Annotated in this window: 19 protein-coding genes and 2 pseudogenes; 8 read left to right on the top strand and 13 right to left on the bottom strand. The window is 41.0% G+C overall.

Annotated elements, in window-relative coordinates:
• Window positions 1-81: 81 nt before the first annotated feature.
• The 4 genes from HUN01_RS25110 to HUN01_RS25095 all read right to left on the bottom strand — a co-directional run bounded on the left by HUN01_RS25110 (window position 82) and on the right by HUN01_RS25095 (window position 5989).
• A complete protein-coding gene (locus HUN01_RS25110) occupies window positions 82-1215 on the bottom strand; it encodes a mechanosensitive ion channel family protein (RefSeq protein ID WP_181928460.1) in 1134 nt (377 codons plus the stop codon).
• Between the two features lie 5 nt (window positions 1216-1220).
• Window positions 1221-2318: a mechanosensitive ion channel family protein gene (locus HUN01_RS25105; RefSeq protein ID WP_181928459.1), complete on the bottom strand. Its 1098-nt coding sequence runs from the start codon at window positions 2316-2318 to the stop codon at window positions 1221-1223.
• Between the two features lie 1236 nt (window positions 2319-3554).
• Window positions 3555-4880 (bottom strand): TIGR03279 family radical SAM protein, encoded by a 1326-nt coding sequence (locus HUN01_RS25100; protein ID WP_181928458.1) that lies wholly within the window; start codon window positions 4878-4880, stop codon window positions 3555-3557.
• Window positions 4881-5026: 146 nt separating this feature from the next.
• Window positions 5027-5989, bottom strand: a complete 963-nt coding sequence (locus HUN01_RS25095; RefSeq protein ID WP_181928457.1) for an undecaprenyl-diphosphate phosphatase — start codon at window positions 5987-5989, stop codon at window positions 5027-5029.
• A 196-nt stretch (window positions 5990-6185) separates the two neighbouring features.
• Here HUN01_RS25095 and HUN01_RS25090 point away from each other — a divergent pair, with 196 nt between their 5' ends.
• From HUN01_RS25090 to nadB, 3 genes are all read left to right on the top strand, one after another.
• Complete coding sequence (locus HUN01_RS25090) at window positions 6186-6965, top strand: DUF3120 domain-containing protein (RefSeq protein ID WP_181928456.1); 780 nt, start codon at window positions 6186-6188, stop codon at window positions 6963-6965.
• A gap of 703 nt (window positions 6966-7668) precedes the next feature.
• Window positions 7669-8097: a photosystem II complex extrinsic protein PsbU gene (psbU, locus tag HUN01_RS25085; RefSeq protein WP_181928455.1), complete on the top strand. Its 429-nt coding sequence runs from the start codon at window positions 7669-7671 to the stop codon at window positions 8095-8097.
• Window positions 8098-8240: 143 nt separating this feature from the next.
• Entirely contained in the window at window positions 8241-9917 is a 1677-nt protein-coding gene (nadB, locus tag HUN01_RS25080; protein ID WP_181928454.1) for an L-aspartate oxidase, read from the top strand.
• A gap of 1369 nt (window positions 9918-11286) precedes the next feature.
• Here nadB and HUN01_RS25075 read toward each other — a convergent pair.
• The 3 genes from HUN01_RS25075 to btpA form a co-directional block, all read right to left on the bottom strand.
• Complete coding sequence (locus HUN01_RS25075) at window positions 11287-13491, bottom strand: CHASE2 domain-containing protein (protein WP_181928453.1); 2205 nt, start codon at window positions 13489-13491, stop codon at window positions 11287-11289.
• Between the two features lie 696 nt (window positions 13492-14187).
• The gene (locus tag HUN01_RS25070) at window positions 14188-15171 is read right to left on the bottom strand and encodes a vitamin K epoxide reductase family protein (protein WP_181928452.1); all 984 of its coding nucleotides are present in this window, start codon (window positions 15169-15171) and stop codon (window positions 14188-14190) included.
• Window positions 15172-15315: 144 nt separating this feature from the next.
• Window positions 15316-16164: a photosystem I biogenesis protein BtpA gene (gene btpA, locus HUN01_RS25065; RefSeq protein WP_069069006.1), complete on the bottom strand. Its 849-nt coding sequence runs from the start codon at window positions 16162-16164 to the stop codon at window positions 15316-15318.
• 758 nt (window positions 16165-16922) lie between these two features.
• Between btpA and rimO the strand changes: the two genes are divergently transcribed.
• Window positions 16923-18242, top strand: a complete 1320-nt coding sequence (rimO, locus tag HUN01_RS25060) for a 30S ribosomal protein S12 methylthiotransferase RimO (RefSeq protein WP_181928451.1) — start codon at window positions 16923-16925, stop codon at window positions 18240-18242.
• Between the two features lie 273 nt (window positions 18243-18515).
• Window positions 18516-20027, top strand: coding sequence for a DEAD/DEAH box helicase (locus tag HUN01_RS25055; protein ID WP_181928450.1), 1512 nt, complete (start codon window positions 18516-18518; stop codon window positions 20025-20027).
• A gap of 299 nt (window positions 20028-20326) precedes the next feature.
• Here the strand turns inward: HUN01_RS25055 and HUN01_RS25050 are convergent, their stop codons facing one another.
• The 6 genes and pseudogenes from HUN01_RS25050 to HUN01_RS35620 all read right to left on the bottom strand — a co-directional run.
• Complete coding sequence (locus HUN01_RS25050) at window positions 20327-21274, bottom strand: aldo/keto reductase (protein ID WP_181928449.1); 948 nt, start codon at window positions 21272-21274, stop codon at window positions 20327-20329.
• A 20-nt stretch (window positions 21275-21294) separates the two neighbouring features.
• A complete protein-coding gene (locus HUN01_RS25045; protein WP_181928448.1) occupies window positions 21295-21477 on the bottom strand; it encodes a hypothetical protein in 183 nt (60 codons plus the stop codon).
• Window positions 21478-21526: 49 nt separating this feature from the next.
• The gene (locus HUN01_RS25040; RefSeq protein WP_109011393.1) at window positions 21527-21751 is read right to left on the bottom strand and encodes a hypothetical protein; all 225 of its coding nucleotides are present in this window, start codon (window positions 21749-21751) and stop codon (window positions 21527-21529) included.
• 165 nt (window positions 21752-21916) lie between these two features.
• Window positions 21917-22783, bottom strand: coding sequence for a tetratricopeptide repeat protein (locus HUN01_RS35630; protein WP_238846417.1), 867 nt, complete (start codon window positions 22781-22783; stop codon window positions 21917-21919).
• A 135-nt stretch (window positions 22784-22918) separates the two neighbouring features.
• Window positions 22919-24121: pseudogene (rpoD, locus tag HUN01_RS35625) on the bottom strand (RNA polymerase sigma factor RpoD); the annotation flags it as partial.
• Between the two features lie 459 nt (window positions 24122-24580).
• A pseudogene (locus HUN01_RS35620) lies at window positions 24581-24853 on the bottom strand (nuclease-related domain-containing protein); the annotation flags it as partial.
• A gap of 263 nt (window positions 24854-25116) precedes the next feature.
• On the opposite strand from HUN01_RS35620, the gene HUN01_RS25030 reads away from it, so the two are divergent.
• The 3 genes from HUN01_RS25030 (at window position 25117) to HUN01_RS25020 (ending at window position 26682) form a co-directional block, all read left to right on the top strand.
• A complete protein-coding gene (locus tag HUN01_RS25030) occupies window positions 25117-25389 on the top strand; it encodes a hypothetical protein (protein ID WP_181928446.1) in 273 nt (90 codons plus the stop codon).
• Window positions 25386-25754, top strand: a complete 369-nt coding sequence (locus HUN01_RS25025; protein ID WP_181928445.1) for a clan AA aspartic protease — start codon at window positions 25386-25388, stop codon at window positions 25752-25754. The genes HUN01_RS25030 and HUN01_RS25025 overlap by 4 nt, the downstream gene beginning before the upstream one ends.
• 316 nt (window positions 25755-26070) lie before the next feature.
• Window positions 26071-26682, top strand: a complete 612-nt coding sequence (locus HUN01_RS25020; RefSeq protein WP_181928444.1) for a hypothetical protein — start codon at window positions 26071-26073, stop codon at window positions 26680-26682.
• Window positions 26683-26765: the final 83 nt, after the last annotated feature.

Genomic DNA, 26765 nt, shown 5'->3' with positions numbered 1-26765 from the left:
AGGATTCCTATAGAAGTACTTAGTGAGTTACTTTCATCAATCTAGCCTATCAAAACCAATAAAAAATGCCAAGATTGATACTCAAATTGTCACAGGCGATTCTACATAAATTGTTGGCTCTTGCAGCGTAAATTTAATTCCATTAGTAACTAGCTCTTTAGAAATTTTTTCATTTGCTAATTCCAACAAGCGTTTGCGTAATTGCAAAGAGTTCTCACTGGAACCCAAAATAAAAAATGTCACTCTTGTTCTAGTTATCTGTTTTTCTGCATTGTTGTGGGTTAAAAAAGTAATACTGGTACTGCCTGGATCGATACCAAATAGCGAATTAGTACTTTCGACAATTACCTGTTGAACCAGAGCTTGTTCTGGGTCTTGCAGCAAGTCTAAAAAATCGAGGTAGAGCAGCACCATAACTTTCTTGCCTCGTGTAATATTTTCAATTTCTAAGTTTGCCAATATTGAATTGGGAATAATAAACAACGTACTTTTAGCAGCAGCACGAATTTTGGTTGAACGGATGCCAATTGACTCAACTCGCCCAAATAAACCTTCAGGAATTTGTTGAGATTTCTGTAAACGAATATATTCTCCAGGGACAAAGGGGCGATCTAAATACAACACAATTGTTCCCAACAACTGCTCTAGGGTTTTTTGAGCCGCAAAAGCTACAGCTAATCCACCAATTCCTAATCCAGTTAATAATCCAACTAAATTAAATTGTTGACTTTGGGCAAATGCCAGAACAGCAATAAATCCGATAATTACATTTGCAAAAGTTTCAAATACTAAAAGTAATTCATCTACTTCTCGACCAAATTTACGTAATATTTCAATTCCATATACTCGAATAAACTGTCGGAATAAACGAGAACATAGCCAAGCAATACTGACAATAACAGCTAAATCAACAATGGGAGAAATAAATCTGTAGATAGATTCATATTCTACAATCCACGCCAAGGATAATGAAATGAGAATTAAACTACCTGTGATTCTAAATAAGTTTCTAATTGGGTCAATTAAATTGTTATAAATACTGGCTACTTGCTGCGGTGCAAAACGTCGAATAATAATTCGTAAGAATGTAGGAGTATATCGTCCTATCAGTAAAGACAGCAAAATAAAAACTAGAAAGACTCCAAGTCTAGATAGGGCTGATATTGTGCTATCACGTTGAAGAAATTCTAGAATAATCCGTGAAATATTCGTCATTATCTCTAAATTGTAATGGGCGAATCAACGTAAATTGTTGGTTCTTCTATATCAAAAGCAATACCATATTCTTTTAAACACTGCGTCATGCTTTCAGTTGCCATATTTAACAATTGACGACGTAATTCCATCGAGACATCTCCAGAGCCTAAGATAAAGAAAGTAACTTGTGCTTGAGTTTTGTCTGGATCTATGGAATTATTGATGCTCTTAAAAGTCACTTCTGTATTTCGCGAATCAATCCCAAAAATACCATTTGTACTGTCTAGAATAACTTGGCGAATTAAGGCTCGATCTTCACTACTGAGCATTCGATAGAAGGTCAAATACAGAATAGACATGACTTTCTTTGCACCAGTAAAATTTTCAATATTTACTTGAGTCAACGAACTGTTGGGAACGATCATCACAGTTCCCTTACCGGATGTTCTAATTCGGGTGGATCTTAATCCTATAGATTCAACTCGTCCAAAAGTCCCATCGGGAAGACCAATATAATCATCAATCACGAAAGGGCGATCAAGATAAAGAACAATGCCACCCAAAACTTGTTCTAGAGTTTTTTGAGCAGCAAAGGCTACTGCTAAACCACCGATTCCTAAACTAGCTAACAAGCCTAAAAGATTAATTTGATGTGTTTGAGCATAGGTAAGAATCGCTAAAAAGACAATGATGAGATTCGCAACCCATTTGAAGAGAATGAGTAGCTCACTGCTGATTTTTTGTCCAGTTTTAAAAGCAGCATTTAATAAATAGAAATCAAAGAACTTTTGAAATAATTTAGAGGCTAACCAACTGACTGCGATCGCCAGAGTTAAACTCACAATAATTTCTAATGAGTTCGTCCACTGATTTCTAGGTAAAAAGGATGTAACAACCTCAAAAATTCCAATTACAGCTACCACAATTAATAAGTCTTCATTTGGCTTGATTAACTTTTGGTAAATATCAGTAATTTGGAGAAAACCCAAACGTTTCCAGAGTAAATTTGTCAATGAAAGCATGAAACGACCAACTATGAAAATAAAAAGTCCGGCTACCAGCCCTAGTAAGCCAATTTGTATTTCTCTATTTGTGAAAATTTCTGACGAAAAAATATCCATTTCGGAAATTAATGTACAAGTTGCTATCAAAAGCATCCCAAATTGGTAAATCTACTTTCAATCTCTCTACGACATTCTGTCACCAGTTGCTAAGTTCAAACACATTCAGAAAACACGATCAATCATCAGAATTCTTGACCGCTGACCGTTGAAAATCAACAGTAAACAAGCTACACGATTAAATATGCAATCTTTTATGCGTAACAGCTTACAAGCTTAGTAACAAAAATAACGCACTGACTCTTGAAGTTGAAAACTCAGCTTTTTCTGACAGAGATTCTATGCAAGCTTTAAGAGTAGGAGTACAGAATTGGACTCCTCTGCACCAGACAAAAAATATTGATGGTGGAGATTTATTCGTGTTTTTCCAAAATTGGGATGCTCCCTTGCTATCTGGCTGAACTCCTAGTATGAGTCTTGTCTAGCTGCCTTTTTCTGAGATATACGCCCTATTCCTTGACAGATTAGGTGACAAAATGATATGTTTATCCATGTCTTAAAGACAAACTTATCATTTAGGTAGTCCAAACTACTAAAATTTTCTTTGGAGTGAATCTTTTAGCAGTTATTCTAATCATTTGAATTCTGAGATAAAGCTATCCAAAAGTAGATGCTGGATAGATATGCTACTGCTATGATGCAGATATTTCGGATAAAGTTAAAATCAGTCATGAGATTTAATTGAACGCAATAGTGAGCAAGAAGCTTACAAAGTGAGATTTGTAAACTTTGTATGTTGCATCCAAATGTATGGATGCCAAAAATTTTTAGCCCAAAGACTTGGACTAGGTAAGGTTAATTTGGTCGGTGAATCGATGAAACTTCGTATCTAGGCTATTCCCTAAATATGACTAACCTTAGAAGCTATCTATCTAAAAATTGACCACACAAACACGTGCAGTTTGTGGATTGCCCTCAATTCTATTGGGGCAGGTGGCTAAAAATGGTAAGGATTTAAATTTACCTTGTTTTTGATCAGCTTTTTACCAGAGCTATTTTTATGTTGCTAACCCTAAACCGCTGTACATACCAGCAGCAATGCCCAGTTAGCTAGCCTTAGTTAGCTGATTAGCCTAATTGCCTGCACGCTATCGCTAAAATTTACCTGCTGGTTTTCAGTCTACACCATAAGGGATCAAAAAACTAGGTTAAAAATGCGTTCTCCAAAGCACTAAGCAAGAAGGTCTTGCAGAACGTAGATAAATTGTCTAGACTAAAGAGTTAACAAAATCCAGTTTAAAGAATACAGGTATTGATTAAATCTTCAACTCCTGCTACTGGTAAGATTTTTGTATCTAATTTGCGGGCTAATTCTTCAATACTCATATCATCTAAAAATACCAATTCACCATGTTTGAGCATTACATTTGGCAGTAAAATTCCTTCTCCCAAATCTTGCCCTTGTAAGTTCAACAGCAAATCATGACCGGTTAGTAAACCTGTAACAGTGATATTTTGTCCCCAATAATCACTGCATAAAGCACGCATATTTACTTCTAAACCTTCAACAGAATTTAAACGTTTCAAGATAGGTTGAAATGCGTTTTCTACTGCGTTGCCTACTACCCAAGTTAATTTTCTCTGAGGATAAACTTTTGGCGGTAGTAATTCTGTTGCGGCGGCTGCAAATTGTTTAATAAACAATTGAATAGAACCAACACCGTTATCAATTTGAGGATATTCTTCATACTCAGATTCGCTTGGCAATTCCTCACCTGCAATCAAAAACCACTCATCGGCTAACCAAGCAATGCTGGAACCAAATTTTTGGCGAAATTGCTGCGAGAGTATTTTGACTTGAGAAATCACTTCTTTGGCTTTTTCTCTAGTTACGGGTGTGAGTTCGTCTGCTTGGGGACGGAACCGTGTCAACCCGACTGGCACAACTGCTACTGATGCCACCGCAGGCACTTCACCAGTATGAAAGGACGCTAAATCTTTGAGAGTTTGCTCCAGATGTTTACCATCATTAATACCAGGACAAACAACTACTTGAGCATGGATTTGTAGCCGCCTTTTTTTAAACCACTTGAGTTGTTCTAAGATTTGTCCCGCACGCTGATTTTTTAGCAGTCTAATTCTAACTTCAGGTTCAGTGGCATGAACAGAAACATACAACGGAGACAAACGCATTTGTTCAATCCGCTGCCATTCTCTTTCTGGCAAATTGGTGAGGGTAAGATAAGAACCGTACAAAAAGCTTAGGCGGTAATCGTCGTCTTTAAAGTATAAGCTAGTGCGCTTACCTGGTGGTTGTTGGTCGATAAAGCAAAATGGACAGCGGTTATTGCATTGAATTAAGCCATCAAATAGCGCTGTTTCAAATTCTAGCCCCAAGTCTTGGTCGTAATCTTTTTCGATTTCCAGACTATGAGTTTTACCAGCAGCGTCTAAAACTTCTAGTTCCAAGATTTCATCTGCACACAAAAACTGATAATCAATTAAATCGCGGGGACGTGTACCATTGATAGCAACGATCGCATCCCCGGCTTCAAAGCCAATCTCTGCGGCTATTGAGTCTGGAAGAACCTTAGTAATTCGGGCAGGATTAATTGTATTCATGGGCTATGGGGCATTGGGCATTGGGCATGGGGCATTGGGCATTGGGCATTGGGCATGGGGCATTGGGCATGGGGCATTAGTCATTTAGTTTGGACAAATGACTAATGACGAATGACGAATGACAGATGACAAATGACAAATGACTATTAACTATTCTGCAAAAATCCTGTACCGATCGCACCCAAGATTGCTACCCCAAATACCAATCGATACCAAATAAATACCCAGGTGCTTTGGGTTTTGAGGAAGCGCAGCAACCCAGCGATCGCTATATATGAGAAGATGGCGGCAGAAATCACTCCCGCAACTAAGGGAACTATTGCTGCACTGCTTAATCCTGCTTCCACAACATCTTTTAAGGAGACTAAGCCCGCTAGGGTAATGGCGGGAATGCCCAGCAAAAAGGAAAATCTTGCTGCTGTTTCCCGTTGTAATCCCATAAATAGCCCCCCTGTGAGAGTGGAACCTGAACGAGAAACGCCAGGGATTAATGCCAAAGCTTGGGCTAAACCCATCAAAACGCCGTCTCTCATCGTCAAGTTTTCAAAGTCCCGTTGACGCTTACCTAGTTGTTCGGCTAACCCCAGCAACAGCGACATCAATATGGAAGCAATTGCGATCGCCCTTAAACTCCTGATGGGTGAATTATCAAAGTCTGGGATCAAGTTCTTAATCAAAAGTCCAAAGAAGATGATTGGTATCGTTCCTAAAACAATCCCCAAGAACAGACGAAAGTCGTAATCATTGTAGTCTTTAAGGGCGATCGCTTTGGTCGCTCCCTTAAGAATTCGTGTCAAATCTCCCCAGAAATACCACAGCACGGCTGCAATACTACCAAGCTGAATGATCGCGGTAAAAGCTACTCCCGGATCACCCCAACCAATAGCCACAGGCACGACTTTTAAATGTGCTGTGCTACTAATTGGCAGAAATTCAGTCATTCCTTGCACGAAGCCTAAAACAATAGCTTGCAAAATATTCATTTGTTGCACCCCACTTTCTGCTTGATTCGGTAGGGCACTTAGAACTTCCAGTGGAAATACTACCACTGAGAAAGTGAAAGATACTGCACTTAGAACCACAAACCATTGACGTTTTGATAAAGCCATTAGTTTACCTGCGATCGCTTTCTTTATAACCAATTACAAAAACATCTACCTGGAGAACTTACCAGGATAAGAGTTAAAGAAAACATCGATTTTTCCTTGACTCACAAAATTCAGATAAAATCAAAATGCCCCAGGGGGGGATTTTAAAATGTGATATCTTAAATAAGATAAAGTTTAGTAACAAATATTAAAAACTTTGATTAATAATACACTGTCCTCCTACACTGCTTCCACCCCTTCTATTGATACCGAGTTGAATTTAGCTGACACTGGGCAGAATGGCATCAGGCAATTGGAATCTACACTTTCCTTGTCTCCTTCTCTCCCCTTATCTATTTCTGAGCGACAAACTTGGCTAGTGTTTGCGGCGGCAGTGTTTTTGGTATCAGTGCCAGTATTTATAGAAGCGCCAATAGTGCGATCGCTACCAAATCTGAGTTTAGCGCTTACAGCATTTTGGGTGTGGCTAAGTTTTAGCTTAATGTCACGTCCTGCAACCTACGTCTGGGGAGATTTACTCTTAGGATTTAGCGGGAGTTGGTTAGCAGGAGCGATTTACTGGGGCTGGTTACGTTGGGAACCTTTATGGCATCTGCCAGTGGAATCTATAGGTTTACCGTTTGCTTGCTGGTGTCTAATGAAGAATTGGGGCAAGGTGGGTAGCTGGTTTTATTTAGGTTCTTTACTCGGTACAGCTTTAACAGATGTATATTTTTATCTAGTAGATTTGATGCCCTATTGGCGGCAAATTATGAGAGTAGATGCAGATGGCGCACCGCAAATCTTACAAAATGCCCTCATGCAAGTACAAACACCCTGGGGACAAAGTTGGGCAATAATTCTTGCCTTAGTGCTACTAACAGTCGGGATTTTAGCTTTAGGTCGAAATCAAAGACACTGGTATGCCTTTGGTGGCGCAGTTTTAAGCACAATTTTGGTAGACAGCCTATTTTTGTTAGCTGCGATCGCAGCGTGAAAAAGGCTGGAGGTTGTAATCATCGTGTGCCTTCTCTTACCGAAACTTTTTCCAGCCCAGTCTACTAGTACCGCAAAGCGGAATTAAAAATTAAAAATTAAAAATTAAAAATGAAGACAGCGTAAGGGTTTTGTTGATTGGGAATTGGTGGTTTATTTCCGTCGTGCAGTAGTAGTCTGTCAAATTCATTTTGACGGACTACTACTGCACATCAAGAATGAGGCTGTAGATAATTAATTGGTTAAGAAATATTACATAACAGTTCATCACCATCAAGCCTTCTTACTAGGGTTTTCGGTATTAGATATCTGACGGTTTTGTGTCTGCTTGGCAGGTAGAATCAGCCACCCCGAAAAGATTTCGTCTAGCGGGGAATGCTACCAGGATCATGGATAGAAGACTATTGCAGCTATGCGGGCACTCTTTCTCGATGAAAATTTTTGGCAAAATTACAGTCAAACCCAGTAACGGTAAATATTGTGGATATTAATACGCTGTATATTAGTTTCTGATGACTGCTGTGTTAATTAAGCTATCAGCTTTTGTCCTTTGTCCTTTATCCTTTGTTCTTAGCGCTCTCACGTAGACGCATTAGCGACTCCCCGCAGAGTATGTCTAATGACTAATGACTAATGACTAATGACTAATGACCACTGTTAGCTTAAAACTTTTATTGCTGTTTGATGGAAAGAGGTAGAAAATCGTGAAAGGATTGGCGCGTTTATTAACAGTGTTTAGTTTGTTACTTGGTTGCTGGGTATGGTTGGGAACAACTCAGATAGCCCAAGCTGCTAGTTTCAACAGTTTTGCTTTTCCACAAGTCCCAGTTCTGGCAATTGAGCGGCAGAATCGGGCAGACGCTAAACTAGCAACGGAATTTGGTAAAAAAATTGATTTGAATAATACCAACGTCCGAGCTTTTCAACAGTTTCCAGGGCTTTATCCCACCCTGGCTAAGAAAATCATCACGAATGCTCCCTACAAAAATGTAGAGGATGTATTGGATCTTCCAGGATTGAGCGATCGCCAAAAACAAACCCTGCAAGCCAACTTGGATAATTTCACTGTGACAGAACTAGAGCCTGCCTTCAATGAGGGAGACGATCGCTTTAACAACGGTATCTACAGATAACTGTATATGCAGTTCATGTAGCAAATAGCAGCCCACTTCTGATTCTAAGGAGTGGGACATGATAGGAGTTAGGAGTTATGAGTTAAAAATTCAAAACTCCTAACTCCTAACTTCTAAATACTCACTTCCCCCTACCCATTACCTTGTCTCAGATAGATATTCCTAGCCAATTTGATGTCTTAGTAGTCGGTGCTGGTGCCGCCGGACTATATACAGCGCTGTGTCTACCAGAATCCTTGCGAGTCGGCTTGATTACCAAAGAAACTGTTGCTTTGTCCGCCAGTGATTGGGCACAAGGTGGCATTGCCGCAGCGGTAGCCCCAGAAGATTCTCCGACGCTGCATATTGAAGATACGATCCAGGCGGGTGCGGGTTTATGCGATCGCACCGCTGTAGAATTTCTCGCCCAACATGCCCCTAGCTGTATTCAATCCCTAGTTAACTTGGGGGTAGCTTTTGACCGTCAAGGTCAAGCCTTGGCTTTAACTTTAGAAGCCGCCCATTCTCGCCGCCGTGTACTCCACGCTGCGGACACCACAGGGAGGGAAGTTACCACCACCCTCACCACCCAAGTATTACGTCGCCAGAATATTCAAGTCATTCAGCAAGCTTTGGCTTTGAGTTTGTGGATTGAACCTGAAACTGGTCACTGTCAGGGAATTAGCCTGTTTTATCAAGGTAGAGTCACATGGGTAAGAGCTGGTGCTGTGGTACTGGCAACTGGTGGTGGCGGTCAGGTATTTGCTCAAACTACTAACCCGGCTGTGAGTACAGGTGATGGGGTAGCGATCGCATATCGGGCTGGGTCCATCCTCCGTGATTTAGAATTTGTCCAATTTCACCCCACTGCCCTTACTAAACCTGGTGCCGATCGCTTTCTCATCAGCGAAGCTGTACGCGGCGAAGGGGCACATCTCATCGATAATGAAGGGCGGCGTTTTGCCTTTGACTACCACCCTGCGGGTGAACTCGCACCTAGAGATGTGGTCAGTAGAGCAATTTTTAGCCATTTACAACGTACTGCCCTTGATTTGGCGACTGCCCATGTCTGGTTGGATATGCGCCCCATCCCCGTCGACAAGATTCGTCACCGCTTTCCCAACATCATCAAAGTTTGTCAGCATTGGGGCGTTGATGTCTTCCATGAACCAATTCCAGTAGCACCAGCTGCCCATTATTGGATGGGTGGAATTGTCGCGGATCTGATGAATCGCACAAATATCCCTGGTTTGTACGCAGTGGGTGAAACTGCTAGTACGGGGGTGCATGGGGCAAATCGCCTTGCTAGTAATTCTCTGTTGGAATGTATTGTGTTTGGGGCCCAAATGGGCCAAATTGAGTTGGAAAATATTGGGCTGCCGTCAGAAACACCAGTGCTACCATTACGGAAATTTAGTCCTGATGCCAGTGAGTGGCAGATCCAGCGAGCACAGCTAGAAGCACTCAGAGAGAAGTTACCACGTCTAGTGTGGGAAAGTGCTGGTATTTGTCGGGAACAATCAAAGTTGGAAAGTGCGATCGCTACTATTGAATCTTGGCAGCAAGATTTCGCGGCCTTGCCTTTAAGTCAATTCTTGCTTGCTTTACGTCCAGCAGAACCAGCTAGTTTTGACCTACCAGATGTTGAACGGCAATTGGGACTTTGGGCAGAAACCCGCAATTTATTAGATGTAGCTGATTTAATTCTCAAAAGTGCTGCTTTTAGAACCGAAAGCCGAGGCGGACACTACCGTTTAGATTATCCTCAACCAGACCCAAATTGGCAAGTTCACACACTTGTACAAACAGATCATTGGTGGAAATCTCCACTATTGTCTTGATTTAAGTTCGCGGAATGTGGTTTCTAGTGAAGGCTTGTAATCTCTTCTATTGTGGTCGCTGGTGTGCGTAGACAGCTTTAAGATAATACCAATTCAATTAATGATTGCAACACATCCTTGGGTAAAGACGCGATTCATCGCGTCTCTACAAATGGTCTATTTGTCGCATTCTTTTTTCAAATTGGTATAAGGTACGCTTAGACTCGCTTAAACTGTATAGAACTCGCTAATTCTCCCAAAGTAAGAAGACTATATAAACACTAACGACAGAAGCCTGAGCCACTCTGATGCTAAGGGCGATGGGGTATTTCCAACTAAAGGATATGATGCTCAAGACAATAGTTGCCTCATCACACTGCTTCAGCAGAATCTAAAATCCAAAATTGCCATCAGCGAGTGCCGCTTCCATGCTGACTGTCGGGGCCACCATAATTTGGTGGAATATACGTGTCTTTTGAATTTTGAGAATTGACTTTGCGGGCGATTAAAGTCTTGTTACTAGTAGTGCCAAAAGTATTAGCACTTGCAGTACTGAATATACCTGTGCAAGCAGCAATTTTAGGTATTAGTATGTAAGCACTTATACAGAAGATTATAAACTTTGTGATTCGGAGGTTAGTTTTCATAGCTGTCAGTAAATTTACTAGTTTTTCATTTCAAACGTGCTTTTATGTTTTTCGTATATTTACTGATGTTTTTGAAAAAAATATTTTAACTTTATTAAATTATTGCTGTTGGTGTACAAGTAATTATGGTATTTGCTTATAGATTAACCTTAATTAGCTGGTATTAAATAGTCTTTATACTTAAGTAGTATTCTTAATAAGCTGTTTTTACATCAGTCTAAAGTTAGATATGTTGATGAATGACTGTGAGCATTTTGCTCAATTCACTATTTATTTAATAAAATCTTAATTTTCTTAAGTATAAACACTATGTTTGCTAAATCAAGGGTTTAGACAAATATTAAATAATACTTATTTTATTGTATAGTTATGATTTTTTTAGAGTGAAGATATGTAAAGTTAAAATAACGTAATACCTATATTGTAAGGATTTTGCAACCCATGTAATTATGAAATATCGCTATAAACCGAAACAGTACAAGTAATATTTAAACATGTAAAAAATGCTACGCTAAAGATTTATTTTTTGATTACCTCTGATGACTAATTCCTTTCTCATCGATGTTCTTGGGTTTAGTCTTCAGGCAAAAAAGCCTTACTGGGTCTATATCTTGCCTAAACAACCATATATCCCATACTTTTTCAAGATAGTGCTTTGGACGTATCTCTAATACACATTCCTAATTGGAAGGTAAAAATTATAACTAAATTGAAAATAAATTGGAGACTTGACTCTTGACTAATTAAGCAAACTCGTAGCGATTTTTACCCAGACGCTTGGCACGGTACATTGCTGCATCTGCCTGTTTCATCAAAGTTTCACTGTCTTGACTGTTGTACGGGTAAACACTAATGCCAATACTGGCAGAGACTCGGATTGTATAGCCGTCCAAGACAATTGGCTTGGTAATACTGCTTAAAATTTTCTCAGCGACTTTAGCAGCTATTTGAACATTAGGAATTGCCCGTAAAATCACAGTAAATTCATCGCCACCCAAACGAGAAACTGTATCACTAGAACGTAAAGAGTTGCTGAGTCTTCCAGCGATAGTCATTAACAAGCGATCGCCCGTCTCGTGCCCCAGAGTATCATTGACTTGCTTAAAGCCATCTAGATCAATAAATAGCAGTCCCAGCAACAAGTTGTTGTGTTGCGCCCAATGTAATGACTCGTAAAGTTGTTCAGCAAAAAATTTGCGATTGGATAAACCAGTGAGGGGGTCGTGATACGCTAAATAACGTAAGTGGTCTTCTTTGAGTTTTAATTCATTGTTAGAGCGGAATAGTTCAGCAGCAGTACGCTTCAGCTGATCCTCCATCAGCTTGCGCTGAGTAATATCTCGGATAACCCCAACTAAAAAGAAATTGCCAGCTGAGTCTTTGTGGAGCGATCGCTTAGTGGCAATTTGATGAGTCTGTCCATCTGCATTTGTAAATTCTTCTTCATGTTCCTGGGGTTGCTGAGTCCGAAAAACCAGATCATCCTGTTGTCGAAACACATCAGCTTCATGTTTAGAGAAAAAGTCATAGTCTGACTTTTCAATTAATAACTTCTTCGGATAACCGATAAATCGACAATATGCCTCATTTAAAACAATCCACTGGTGTTGTTCATTTTTCACAAAAATTGGATCAGGAATCGTGTTAATGACGTGATGTAAAAATTCCTTAGAACGTTTCCACTCTTCCTGCATGTGGGCAATATGACTGATCATCCAAATAGCTGAACTGCCAAAGCAAAACAGTGAGGGAATGAGTGGTATCCACCAACCATGCAAAAAAGCAACGTATGCACTTAGGGTAAATACAAAGCAAGAAACTAAGATACTAAGCAGGCTCCTAGTTGTATTTTGCATCCGCCATGTCGTTACGGCTCCCAGATAAGACCAGACAAAAATCCACAAGTATTCCACCAAGTCAGTCCAGACTTTGAGTAATGGTCTTCCATCAAGAGCAGCAGAGATTAACTCACTAATAAAATAAGCTTGCAGTTGAATACCAGGTACAGGCTTTGCTGTACCCATTAGGCTGCTGGAGTAAGGAATGAATACAAAATCCTGGAGACTGGGTGCGGTGGAGCCAATAAGTATAATCCGATCTTTGATTAACTTTTCTTGGACTTTATCTGCCAGTACATCTCTCATCGATACCTGGCGAAAACTACAAAATTCTCCAGATGAACTTTGACATTGGGGTTTGGGAAAATTGGTCAAAATTTGGTAGCCTCTAGCATTAGCTCCCATATAAGCACCATCATTACCCTCAAAACGAGTAAATGCTGCCTTACCCAATTGCAAATACTCAGGATTACTTTTTGCTTTGCTAGGAGTAATATCTTCTGACTCTAAATATAATAAAGCCAGCTTCAGGGCAAAACTTTCGTGTACTTGATTATTGATATGCCAATATAACAAGCTGCGACGTACTTTCCCATCAGGGTCATACAGTACGTTGTTAAAACCCACTTGGTGGCGACTCAGCCCAGGTGGAGGTAAAACTCCAATGCTTTTATTTTTGTCATTTGCCAGTAATTCAATCCCAACCAAATTAGGCATTGACTTATAAGCATTACGCAGTTCCTTATTGCCAGGCTGTACTGGCAAATTTCTGTAGATATCTAAGCCAATAGCACGGGGTTTGTAGACATTTAATTTTTGCAACAACAGGGCAATCTTCGCATCTGGAATCGGCCATGAACCTACTTCGTCTAAATAGGCCTCATCAATCACTACAATCGTAATACGTTCTTCTGGCGGTTCATTTGGACGTAAGTGAAAAAATTGATCCAAAGCTGCCAGCTCCAAAGATTGCAATAATCCGATGGAGCGCAAAAGTAGGACGCAGGCTGCAACGCTGGCCGCAGTAATCAATTCTCTGTGTCCTCGACTAAGCGATTGTTTCAGTTCAAAGATTAACTTTACAAAACGCTTGCCTAGCTGCTGATTCATTCCCATTACCTAGTAGGCAGAAATATTCTCTATCTCCTATAGCTATTAACTATCGGACTAACATAGCTCAAAGAGGAGCTAAATAGAGTTTCTAAGAGTTTTTTCAACTCAGCAAGGTTATTTAAGACATCGTAGTATTTGTGATGTAATAGCATACATTGAGGCCAATTATCTGACCAAACGGCAACTGAGAATTTTGTGGCGATCAGCACAGATTAATAAATGCCGAAAACCTTGTCTGGTTAAGCTTACTCAATTAAAATTGCACATTTGTGATCAATTAGGTATTTTACTGAGAATTATGGTAACTCCCAACAGACACACCTTTGGGTTCGGCGCTGACATGATTACATCCCAAGGTGGCTCCTAAGTGCTGTAAAAAGAAATTAAAGTATACATTATCTTAAAGTAAATATACTTGATTAATTTCCTTTAGCGTCAGGTGTTTGCAAATAAAAGCCGTAGGAAAATTGATAATTGGGTATTGGACAAAACTTATTATCAGAGAAGGCAGGAGGCAGAAGGCATGGAGGAAAGAAGTATGAATGAACTATTACCAAAAACAAAAAAGCCAACTGGAAACAGACTTTGCTGTATTCATCCAGTTGACTATTAGATGTAAACTACACCGTACAGCTAGCTTGGTGTAGGCTTCCTAATGGATTGAAAGCCGCAGATGAAGTCTCTTCAAGTCAATTATTTGAAATACTTGAAGTTACGAGGCCCTGTGTAGGCAGAAACTTTCGCTAGTTCCTCTAAGTTTTGAACTCCGCTATAGCTTTTACCATTGATAATCCAAGTGGGAAAGCCTTCAATTTTTGCGGCTTGACAAAGTTCTGGTTGAGCTTTGAGTCCATCGGCAGCGCACTCTACCTTGATATCATTGTTGACTATTTCCTCAGCTTCTTTACCAAAAAGCAGCTTTTGTTCATGACAGTGAGGACACCAGTAAGCACTGTATTGCTTCGCACCTACTTGCGCTAGATGGCGTGCTAAGGCTATTTCTGCTTCACCAGAAGTAGTGGTAATTTCCCAACCAAATGCTGGGTTAGGTTTTACATTGGGAGTAAAGGAAATTTTTACAGGTTGTCCAGGAGTTCCAGGTGTAACCTGTGATTGATTCACACCAGCGTAGACACCTAAAGTACCAATCAGTGTCACCATCCCGACAATCAGAGCGGTAAATAAGATTTGTCCAATATCCTCCCAAGTCCGACCGATAATTGTCAGTACCAAAAGACTCACAGAGAACAAAGCTGAACCGATACAGTAAGGACAAATAGCTTTGATTTGAGATGCCAGCACGTACATTAAATAGCCGCTAAAGACAGACATCGCGATCGCACCCACCAGCAGCAACCACCATGTCCAATTTTCCAATTGTTTGCGGCTATTGTTTTCCCCTGATTTGAATGTGAAGGGAGCCAAAGCCAATACCACCATACTGATGTATGCCAAAAATCCAAACAAAGCTAACGGCTGACCAAAAACCGTTGCCCAAGGACTGGAAAGTACATCATTACAGCCCTTAGCACCAGCTTCTGCCACACAAGCGGCACTGCCTCCGGTTAACTTTTCTATGGTGAGATAACCTGTGATCAGGGCACCACATCCAGCGATCGCGGCAATCAATGGACGTGACCATTTATGAATCCAAGGAGTAGAACGACGGCGAATCATAAATTGTTATTGGTTAATGGGCATTGGGCATTGGGCATTGGGGAGGCAGTGCGGTCTTGGGGTCTCCCCAAGTGGAGCAACTGCCGTCATTGGGCATTATAATTATTTCTTCCCATGCCCCATTCCCCATGCCCCATGCCCCAATTAAGAATGTAACTTCACTTGTTCTGCTGATTTGCTTTCACCTTTGGAGTTCCAATTGCGACGGGCAGCTTCCACAAATTGACTGACGCGAATAGGGTCAATTGGTTGCTCTATACGTCCATGACGTTTCAGGGAACTGGAAACTATTACGCCATCTGCTGCCTGCATCAATGTATCAATATTTTCCCAATTGGCCCCGCTACCGATGAACACTGGTGTACCATTTGCTGCGCCACAAGCTAGTTCCAAATCTTCTAAGTTAGGAGGACTACCAGTAGCCCAACCAGATAAAATCACTGCGTCTGCTAAACCCCTTTCAATGGTGTCTTTCACGGCGACTGTGAGATTTGGAGAACTCAAAGGACGGGCGTGTTTCACCAACACATCGGCCAGGATTTTAACATCAGAACCTAACTCCCGTCGATAACGGAGTAACTGATGGGCTTCTCCCTCAATTAATCCTTGGTCGGTTGCCATCACCCCTGTGAGGACGTTGACGCGGATAAATTGCGCTTGCACACAGCTAGCGATCGCCATTGCACTTTTGCCATCGTTTCGCAAAACATTTAAGCCTATAGGCAAAGTCACCAAATTCTGTATTCGCTGCACCACAATGGTCATGGCACTCACAACCACTGGATCGACTTGGTTTTTGGTAAACGGCGCATCGAAAAAATTCTCGACAATCAGCCCGTCAACCCCTCCACTTGCTAAGGCTGCGGCTTCTTGTTCGGCACGATCAATCACCGCTTTTAAACTACCTCCCCAACGGGGTGAGGTAGGCAGTGGTAGCAGGTGAACCACGCCAATAATTGGTGAGCGAGTTTTAAATATCTGATATAAGTCCACGTCTTTAATCCGCCTCGCGGAGTCCAGAGTCCAGAATTTTTTGACTATTGAACGCCAGTTCAACACCACTCCCCTGAACAGAGAAAATCTCTATAGGGAGGTGGCTCTTCAACGGGGAAAACCCCGCACGTGACTGGCTCCTCTTGACCCTTGACTCTTGACTTTTCATTAACTAGTCAAATGTGTTTTATGATAGTCGGTTTACTGCCTCCTTCCTAAGATGGAAATTGGCGTGAAACCTCCCATAAGATATGTTAAGATAAAACCTGGCTACAAGAGGAGTTTGCCACTCACTAGACGCAAGGCAGCTTTCCGTGGTTTAGGCGTCTTGTCCGCGCATTGTCGTAGGACTTGCCAATCGCCAGGGTAGCATTACTGCTTTATAGGCGTAGTCGCTTTCGTCGATTTCCCTGAGGGTAGCGACTTCTCACAACAAGCCCTTTGGGCGGCTTCCCGATGGGTAGATTAACAACGCACACGCTGTGGTAATGTAAAATACCAATAGGCGAATTGTTAAAAAAGATTACAAGTGTCAAATGTACCCAAAGACACTTCAATTTACCCTGGGGAACAGATTGATAAAAATATCATAACATGGCCTCTATTTTTATTTATTGATAGGGTCATAAGTCCACGGACAATTACTGACAGTGGAAATCTACTGCATACTGTTATCTGAAGGATAGTGATAGAAAAAAGCGAAATTAGCGCTGCAATGTTTGACTACAAGAAGAAAAAAATGAAGATATTTTCAAAATATGGGTGATAAGCCAACAATTGCCATTTCTCACTTGGGCTGCGAGAAAAATCGGATTGATACAGAACACATGCTGGGAATGCTCGTAGAAGCAGGCTACGGTGTAGATACAAATGAAGAGTTAGCCGATTACGTTATAGTTAATACCTGTAGTTTTATTGAAGCGGCCCGGCAAGAATCTGTCAGAACTTTGGTAGAACTGGCAGAGGCAAATAAAAAGATCGTAATCACTGGCTGTATGGCGCAACACTTCCAAGAACAACTTTTGGAAGAGTTACCCGAAGCAGTCGCCGTTGTCGGCACTGGCGATTATCACAAAATTGTAAATGTAATTGAGCGTGTTGAACTTGGCGAGCGGGTCAAACAGGTTAGTATTGAGCCAACCTACATTGCCGACGAGACTACACCGCGCTATCGTACTACAACCGAGGGCGTAGCTTATCTACGGGTTGCAGAAGGATGTGATTATCGTTGTGCATTTTGTATCATTCCTCATCTTCGAGGGAACCAGCGATCGCGTACTATAGAATCTATCGTCGCCGAAGCGGAGCAGTTAGTTAGTCAAGGGGTAAAGGAAATTATTCTAATTTCCCAAATCACCACTAATTACGGTCTAGATATTTACGGCCAGCCAAAATTAGCGGAATTACTTCGCGCTTTGGGGAAAGTAGATATACCGTGGATCAGAATGCACTATGCTTATCCCACGGGACTAACCCCAGATGTGATTGCGGCGATTCAAGAAACACCCAACGTCTTGCCTTACCTGGATTTGCCCTTGCAGCATTCCCATCCAGATGTTCTCCGCGCCATGAATCGTCCTTGGCAAGGACGCGTAAATGATGGGATTATAGATCGCATTAGAACGGCGCTACCAACAGCCGTAATGCGGACAACATTTATTGTTGGTTTCCCAGGAGAAACAAGCGAGCATTTTGAGCATCTACTAGAGTTCGTTCAGCGGCATGAATTTGATCATGTTGGTGTCTTCACCTTTTCCTCTGAGGAAGGAACCCCAGCTTACAAACTACCAAATCACTTGCCCCAAGAAGTGATGGACGATCGCCGATACCAACTGATGGAACTCCAGCAACCGATTTCTCAAAAGAAAAATCAACAGGAAGTAGGCAAAATCGTCGATGTCCTGATTGAGCAAGAAAATCCTGAAAGTGGTGAATTAATCGGTCGTTCAGGTAGATTTTCCCCAGAGGTTGATGGTCTGGTATATGTCAAAGGCCAGGCAAAATTAGGAACCATCGTGCCAATAGCGATTCACCACGCTGATACATACGACCTCTATGGTCAAGTAGTCAATAACTAAATTGTCCTTTGTCTTTTGTCCAAAGTCCATTTGTTAAATGACCCTTATATATTCATCCTTATCCTAAGGTCAATACTGCATTAATGGCAGTTTTCATGAGGGTTTACCTAAAACGCTGGCGGACTTGTTGACATAGCCTCTCTAAGAGTTGAGGCTCCGCTATCGCCCTTGGCTGACTAACTAGCCAATAACTAATGACTAATGACTAATGACTAAATGACTAATGACTAAATGACTAATCCAAAAATACTTACAAAAAATTTAGGAGAATTAATGACTCTTTCATTCCAAGAACTAGGCATTTCCCAAGAACGTGTCGAACAACTAGAAAAAATCGGTTTTACCGAACCCACTAACATTCAAGTCCAAGCAATTCCCCAATTGCTGAGTGGTCGTGATGTAGTAGGTCAATCTCAAACTGGAACAGGCAAAACGGCAGCATTTTCACTGCCAATTTTAGAGCGGCTGGATATTAATCAAAGAGCCGTGCAAGCCATAGTTTTAACACCAACTCGTGAATTAGCGATGCAAGTTCACGATGCGATCGCACAATTCATCGGTAATGAAGGATTGCGGGTGTTAGCAATCTACGGTGGTCAATCAATTGACCGCCAAATGTTACAACTCAAACGTGGCGTTCACATGGTCGTGGGTACTCCAGGACGGGTGATCGATTTGCTCGATCGCGGTTGTTTAAAGCTCGATCAAGTGAAGTGGTTTGTGTTGGATGAAGCCGATGAAATGTTGAGCATGGGCTTTATCGACGATGTGATCAAAATCCTCTCGCAAGCGCCCGTAGATCGCCAAACAGCTTTATTCTCGGCAACAATGCCACCCTCGATTCGGATGTTGGTGAATAAGTTCTTGCGATCGCCTGCAACTGTCACAGTTGAGCAGCCAAAAGCCGCTCCCAACAAGATTAATCAAGTAGCTTATTTGATCCCCCGCCACTGGACAAAAGCCAAAGCTTTACAACCAATTCTGGAAATGGAAGATCCAGAAACAGCTTTAATCTTTGTCCGCACCAGACGCACAGCCGCAGAACTCACCAGTCAGTTACAAGGGGCTGGTCATAGTGTCGATGAATACCACGGTGACTTGTCCCAACAAGCACGGGAACGGTTATTAATTAGATTCCGCAACCGTCAAGTCCGCTGGGTGGTAGCAACTGACATTGCAGCACGGGGGTTAGATGTCGATCAACTTTCCCATGTGATCAACTACGACTTACCCGACAGCGTAGAAACCTACGTCCACCGCATTGGTCGTACTGGTCGTGCTGGTAAAGAAGGAACAGCAATTTCTTTAGTACAACCATTTGAGCGCCGCAAACAGCAAACATTTGAACGTCATAACCGCCAAAGTTGGCAAGTGCTGACAATTCCCACACGCGCCCAGATTGAAGCAAAACACATTCTGAAATTGCAAGAACTAGTGCGAGAAGCCTTGACAGGTGAGCGTTTGGCTTCATTCTTGCCAATTGTCAGCGAACTGATTGAAGAATACGATGCTCAAGCGATCGCTGCCGCAGCATTGCAAATTGCTTACGATCAAACTCGTCCTGCTTGGTTGAGTTCAGACGTGGAAATTCCCCAAGAAGAGTCTTCTGCTCCCAAACCCAGACTTGGTAAGCGTCGTGAATCTTCCAGCGATCGCCCCCGTGCTGCGTGGAAATCAGATAGCAGCAATGGAGATGAAGAAAGACATTCTTCACCCAAGCCCAAACTGCGGACAAGTGGAAGTGGTCGTGAATCTTCTGCATCCCCTAGTAAAAAGCTAGGTTAACCTACAGCTAGGGAATCAGCTTCTTAGTCAACAGTTAATCAATTTTGGATTTTAGATTTTTTCTTCAATCCAAAATCCAAAATTCCAAATCTAAAAATTGGCAGAGTTGAGAGTTAAGAGTCAGGAGTTAAGATTTTGACTTTATACTCTTGACTTTTTAGCTTTTTTAGACCGATACGCTTGGGTTAAGGGTTATTGGTGTAGGTAATTGGTCTTTGAAGACGCGATAAATCGCGTCTCTACATGAGGGTTTTGTTGCTCATTCTGAACTGTATTGTTTTTTAGACAAATCAAAAATACTACAGCCAAGGACGACTAACTTGTTCTAACTCCCCAATTTCATCGTCGTTCAATTTCCAGCCCAAAGCACCAGCATTTTGCCGCACGTGTTCGGCTGTCTTCACCCCAGCAATGGGAATAACGTTCCCCTGAGCAATTAACCAGTTGAGAGCAACTTGAGCAGGGGTGCGATCGTATTTTTCTCCGAAATTGCGTAGTAAAGATATGACTGGGGCAATTTTTTGCAGACCTTCTTTCTTAAATCGCGGGTCTATTTTCCTTGCACCAGTAGGGGTTTCAGTACTATCAATGCTGTACTTTCCAGTGAGTAATCCCTGTGCTAAAGGACTATAAGCCAAGATAGTCACACCCAACTCACGCGCAGTTGTGATAATATCTTGGCTTTCAACTTGGCGACTGAGTAAAGAATAACGCACTTGGTTCACAGCCAAAGGCACTCCACGGGCTGCCAATATTTGATGCGCGTCTCGCATTTGCTCTGCTGAGTAATTACTCACACCGACTGCGGCAATTCTGCCCCGCTTCACTTCATCCGCTAGGGCATTCATCAAAGTTTCTTGACTTAAAAAGAAGGCAAAAGGCCAATGCACTTGATACAGGGCGATTCGCTCTAATTGCAAGCGTTTGAGGCTGGCTGTTAAAGCATCAGAGACGGATTGGCCTGTAAATCGCCACGGTAGGGGGCCAAATTTTGTGGCAATTTGTACAGGTTGTTGTGTCTGTTGCAGAAATTGTCCTAAAAATTTCTCTGATAGTCCCATTCCGTAGACTTCGGCAGTATCAAAGAAGGTAATACCAGCTTCTAAGGCTGCGGTAAAGGCTTCTTGTAACTGTTCTGGGCCGTAGCGATCGCCATAATTCCAAAATAGTTTATCACCCCAAGCCCAAGTGCCGATGCACAAGGGGTTAACAACTGGGCCATTTTGCCCCAATGTGATGTTTTCCACGGTTGCAAAATTTAATTTATTTACATTTCTTTACTTTTATAGTGTATCGTTACAGCGCGATCGTCACCACTTGGACGCAACTCTTGTTGTGCGTAGGCGTAGCCCGTCGTAGACATCGCGCCATAAAAATTTAAAACCTGAATCAAACGTGCATAAACAAGATCCCCAACTTCTTCGAGAAGTCGGGGATCTGCGATCTGCAATTCTTACAAATCAAATAGGATTGCTATAGTTGAGTGTATTTACTTGTATTTATGAATTAGATGATTTATCCTGCTTGGCTTTTTTGATTAATTCCATGTAGACATTAATCTCACTAATTTCGATATCATGCTCAACTCTAGTTACTTTCCATTTCTCCTTTTTTAGGTAAACTTCCTCTCCTACTCTGGGAGTAAATTGGAGATCATAGAACTTTTTGAGAAAATCTTTTTGATTTTCTTCCCATAATATTACTTTGACTGGTTCTTTACTCATTGCTTATGCCTTTTTGATTACTAGATGAAGGTAGGTAGTTTGATGACATACATACAGCAAGTTTATCTTACTAATTCAATGCAATAGCGTAGTTAAAACCACATTTTAATATTGATATTTTTATGTGGCTTGATTGCGTCCGATAAAGTTATTTTTGATTTGCTATTACACATAGTGGAATTCTGAAGCATTTTTTAAGTCCTCCATTGCACCTTGGTAATCTTTCAGGGCAGCACGAATGCTACTTCGTTTGTTATAAGCTTGAGAATTGTTAGGATTAATACGCAGTAATTGATTTAAATCTTCAAGTGCTTGTTGATAGTTTCCCAGATTGTAATGAACACTACCCCGGTTATAGTAAGCTTCGGTAAATGCAGGATTGATTTCTAAAACTTGGTTATAGTCCTTAAGTGCTTTTATATAGTTACTTAAGTTCTCATACACAAGTCCACGGTAGTAGTATGTTAGAGTATCTTCACAATTAATTTGCACGGCTTGGGAATAATCTTCAAGCGCTTCTTGGTAATTTCCCAGGTAATAGTGTGCAAGCCCCCGCCGACTGTAAGCTTCAGCAAAGTCGGGATAGATCCGTAAAGTGAAATTGTAATTTTCAATTGCTCTATGTAAGTCTTTTAAGCGATAAAAGGCAACTCCTCGGTGAAAATAAGCTTCAGCAAGGTCAGGCTTAATTTTCAATGCTTGGCTGTAATTACCAATAGCTTCGTGCATCTCTCCCAGATTGCTACGGACAAAACCACGGTAGAAGTAAGCTAAGGCTTCATTGGGATTAAGGAATATTATTTCGCTGTAATCCTCAATTGCTTTTAGATTATCTCCCAAACTGTAGTGAACATGACCCCTCTGGTAGTAAGCATCTATATATTGAGGGTTTACGTTAATAGCTTGAGTAAAATCTTCAATCGCCCCTTTCTGAAATTCTCCCTCAGTCTTGGCTAGCCCTCTTTGGTAGTGTAGCTGGGCATTATTGGGGTTAAGCTTCAGTGCTTGGGTAAAGTTCTCAATTGCTCCCAAAAAATCCCGATTTCGATGACATATCAGCCCTTTTTCAACGTAATTAGTAGCATTATTTGTCTTTCGTGCATAATTCTGATTCCCTTTAAATTGATGCTCATATTTCTTCTGTTGCAAGTCATGTTGTTGGTAGCCACGAATATACTCTTTAAGAATACTATTACGGTTAGGGTGGCGTAATTTGCGTAGTGCTTTCGCTTCAATTTGACGAATCCGTTCGCGGGTGGCGTTAAGAATCTGACCAGTTTCCTCAAGGGTTTTCATGCGTCCATCATCCAAGCCGTAACGCAGTCTGAGAACATCGCGTTCACGAGGGCTGAGACTATCGAGGACTTTTTCGAGGTCTTCGCGCAGAAGATTTTTGGAAACTTGATCTTCTGGCGTTTCACCATCGGATTCTATAAAATCTGCCAAGCATAAATATTCTTCTATATCTCCCTTATAAAACCAAGGGTCTTTATCTAGAACTAAATAAATGGGAGTTTCTAGAGAAACAGGTAACTGGGCAGATTTAGCAATAAACCGCAGTTTCTCAATGGTCATTTCCATACGAATAGCTATTTCTTCCTCACTGGGTTTGCGACCCATTTCTTGAGAAAGCAGCTTAATTGTTTTCTTGATCCGAGAAATCGTTTCGTATAGGTGAACTGGAAGACGAATAGTGCGAGATTGGTCGGCGATCCCCCTGGTAATTGCCTGACGAATCCACCATGTAGCATAATTAGAGAACTTATAACCTTTTTCGTGGTCAAACTTTTCGGCGGCACGAATCAAACCGAGACTGCCTTCCTGAATTAAGTCTTGGAACGACAAACCACGATTCATGTATTTCTTGGCAATTGAAACTACAAGACGGAGGTTAGATTGCACCATCTTGTCTTTCGCCCTGCGACCAACATGGAGGCGATAACGAAAAGCTGGCAAAGGTAGTTGTACTGCTTCTGCCCATTCACTATTACGAGGATCGCGATCTAACTGTTCACAGAGCCTTTCCCGCACTCTCTCTAATTCCAGCAAATCAGCGATTTTCCGTGCCAGTTCAATCTCTTCATCCGCACGCAGCAAGCGAATTCTACCAATTTCTTGCAAGTAAAGGCGAATTGAATCTTCGGTATAATGCTTTTTCTGAGTTTGCTTCCAATGATGGAAGTTCGTACTCCTACCAGAGTAACCGTCTTCTTCATCTAACGGAATTTCTAAAAATTCATCTTCGCCTTCATTGATGATCAGCAAGTCCTCTTCATCGTCTATTAAGAGTTCTTCTAACTCGATCTCAGGCTGATTTATTATTTCTAGGTCAGGCTGAAATATGCTTTCGAGTAAGTTGTTACCAATAATAGGCAAGCTATTAATAGGAAACTTATAACGGGGCAACTTAATTATTTTACAGACAGGACGAGGGGTTTTTGATTCATCTGTTTTGTACGTTTTTTCTTTTTCTACAGAGATGTGTTTGGATACTGAAAATGATGCTTTGTCCACAAGTATCTGATTAGTTCCACCAAAAACACACATTAGCGATCGCCATTGTTCATCGGTTAAATTTCTTTGTCTCCTTTGAACACTCTGAGTAAAATTATGTTTTAAAGTATAAGGTTTCAAATCTTCTCTAGTCAGTACAACACCTTGAATATTTGGCAAATTATGAAATCCTTTATTTTGCCACTGTTCTTGGCCAATAAAGGGAATAGCAACTCTAAAGTTTAAGTTTAATGAGGCACAAAAATCTAGCTCTTTACGTAAATGGTTTTTAAGCGCAAACATCTGGTCTTGTGCTTGCTTAACTGGTTTTATGCAGTCTTTATACCAGTTTTTCATTTTCCATTCAGCACCCTTAATAGCTTCTATATCGTTGATGTAGCATCCTTTACATTCAATCACCCATAGTCCTAACTGACGATGGACAATAAGAATATCAATCTCTCGCTCAAGATTTCCATATCTGTCAAATAGCTGATAACCATGAAATGCCTCACCAGGATCATCCCTGAAGGCAGATTTTACTTGTTGCCAAACTTCTTTCTCAGCTTTGTTATTGGCATCAAAAATATTGTCGGGATAGAATTCCATAGAATCTCTAATTTAATAAATCGTTACTAAACTTAATTATTTGGGCGAATATCATCTGTACCAAATGTTGTAGTCAGTAACGGCTATTATTAGAGTTCCCAAAACTGAAGTTGTTATTAAGGTCACTTACTAGCAAGTTTCAATTCTGATGAAATCATGAGCATTTTAATCTGTCATATTTTGGCGCGATCGCTCTCTAATCTCTGTAGCTTCTGCTCTACAATGAAGTGAAGAATCTAGCAGCTTAAACAGGGGATTTATTTATGTTCCACCCGACGCTCAGTAGCCAAGAAGTCGCCCGACGTGGAAAGGAACTCTATCAAAAAAGTATCCGTGCCAAAGTTGAGACACGAGAGAACATTGGCAAAATTATCTCGATTAATGTTGAAACAGGAGATTACGAAATCGGTGATGATTTAGTCGAAACGAGTCTTCGATTACGATCCAAGCAAACCGATGCAGCGCTTTGGGGAGAAAGAATTGGTTTTGATGCCGTTTATGCAGTTGGTGGTACATTGCTCAGGACGGCACAGTGATACACGGGACTGTAATTGGACTTCAGGCAAGAATGAGTTTGATTATTCTTCCCCCAGAACGTTCAGGTGTAGAAATCGAATGTGTTATTGATACAGGGTTTGAAGGGTTCTTAACCTTGCCGTCTTCCGTGATTGCTGCTCTTGGCTTGCCCTACCTCATCAACATCAACGCAAACCTCGCTAACAATTCCAGTGTGGAAACCGATGTTTATTTGGCAACAGTTGTATGGAATGGTGTGGAGCGTAATATTGCAGCCCTAGCAATGGGTCGTCGTCCACTCATTGGAACTGCGCTGCTTGAAGATTATCATCTCAGTATAGATTTTTGTGAGGGTGGTACGGTTCTGGTGGATGAAATTTTATAACCTCCAGCAAGAAGTCTGAAGTAGTGACGCAGCATAACAATTTTTCTGTATTACGTTTTTTTGCTTCATACCAAAGCATGGTATTAGCTTATTTTCTTATGGTTCCCACTTGAACACAGATGCGATCGCCTCTGATAAAATCATGAGCATTTTAATCTGTCATATTTTGGTGCGATCGCTATTTTTTAGCTAATTCTTGCTCAATATAGTGATAAGTATTTGTTCAAGCTTTTTGACTTTTATTCTGATCGTGATAATTCAACCGAGTTTTACGGGAATACTTATAAATAGTTCTATCTTCTCTAAATAACTAAATATGGGTGTATTTAACAAAGTTGCAGCAACGTTTCAGGAGTCTAGACAATTTCTAAAAAGAAGTCTAGAGGAATACATAATGTTTAGCTCAGAAGCTAAACAGTTGACTTTGACAAAAAAAATGGTTTTACTTCTCTGTCAACAAGCAGAAACTAGAGTTGAGCAATTAAAAAGCTTAGAACCACACTCTGAGGAAGGGCTTATTGCGACAATAGAGTACAATAACATTCAAGTAAAGTTACATTTTACTCCTGAAAAAATAACTCTTAATCAAGATTGCGTTGAAGGGGAACTTCGCTTATTGAAACCCCCTCAGTTTGAGACTGAATCGATAGTTTACCGTTACCTCATTGCAGGTTGGACAAGATTTTTGGGAGGTAAACTTCCCAATGGAGCTTTACCAAAAGAGGTTAGAATTGAAAATAATAAGGTTTACTATACTCTTCCTCGAACTCAATTGCAGCTTTTAGATTCCCTTTTTCATAGTCTTGAAAATGGTTCTGCTTTGATGATTAACCTTCAACAAGGAGATTTAACTATTAAAACTTCAGTAGCTCTGAGTTGGAATAATTTTAAGCTTCAAAATCTGCTTCAACTTCTGAATCTAAAATAGGCATATCTTAATCTGTCATATTTTGGTGCGATCGCTCCAGATACGATAAAAAGGAAATTGAGGATTTTAATCAAGCTCTCCTG

Origin of the sequence: Nostoc edaphicum CCNP1411 (assembly GCF_014023275.1) — a bacterium.
Classification (GTDB): Bacteria; Cyanobacteriota; Cyanobacteriia; order Cyanobacteriales; family Nostocaceae; genus Nostoc; species Nostoc edaphicum_A.
This window is presented reverse-complemented; position numbering and strand designations above follow the sequence as displayed.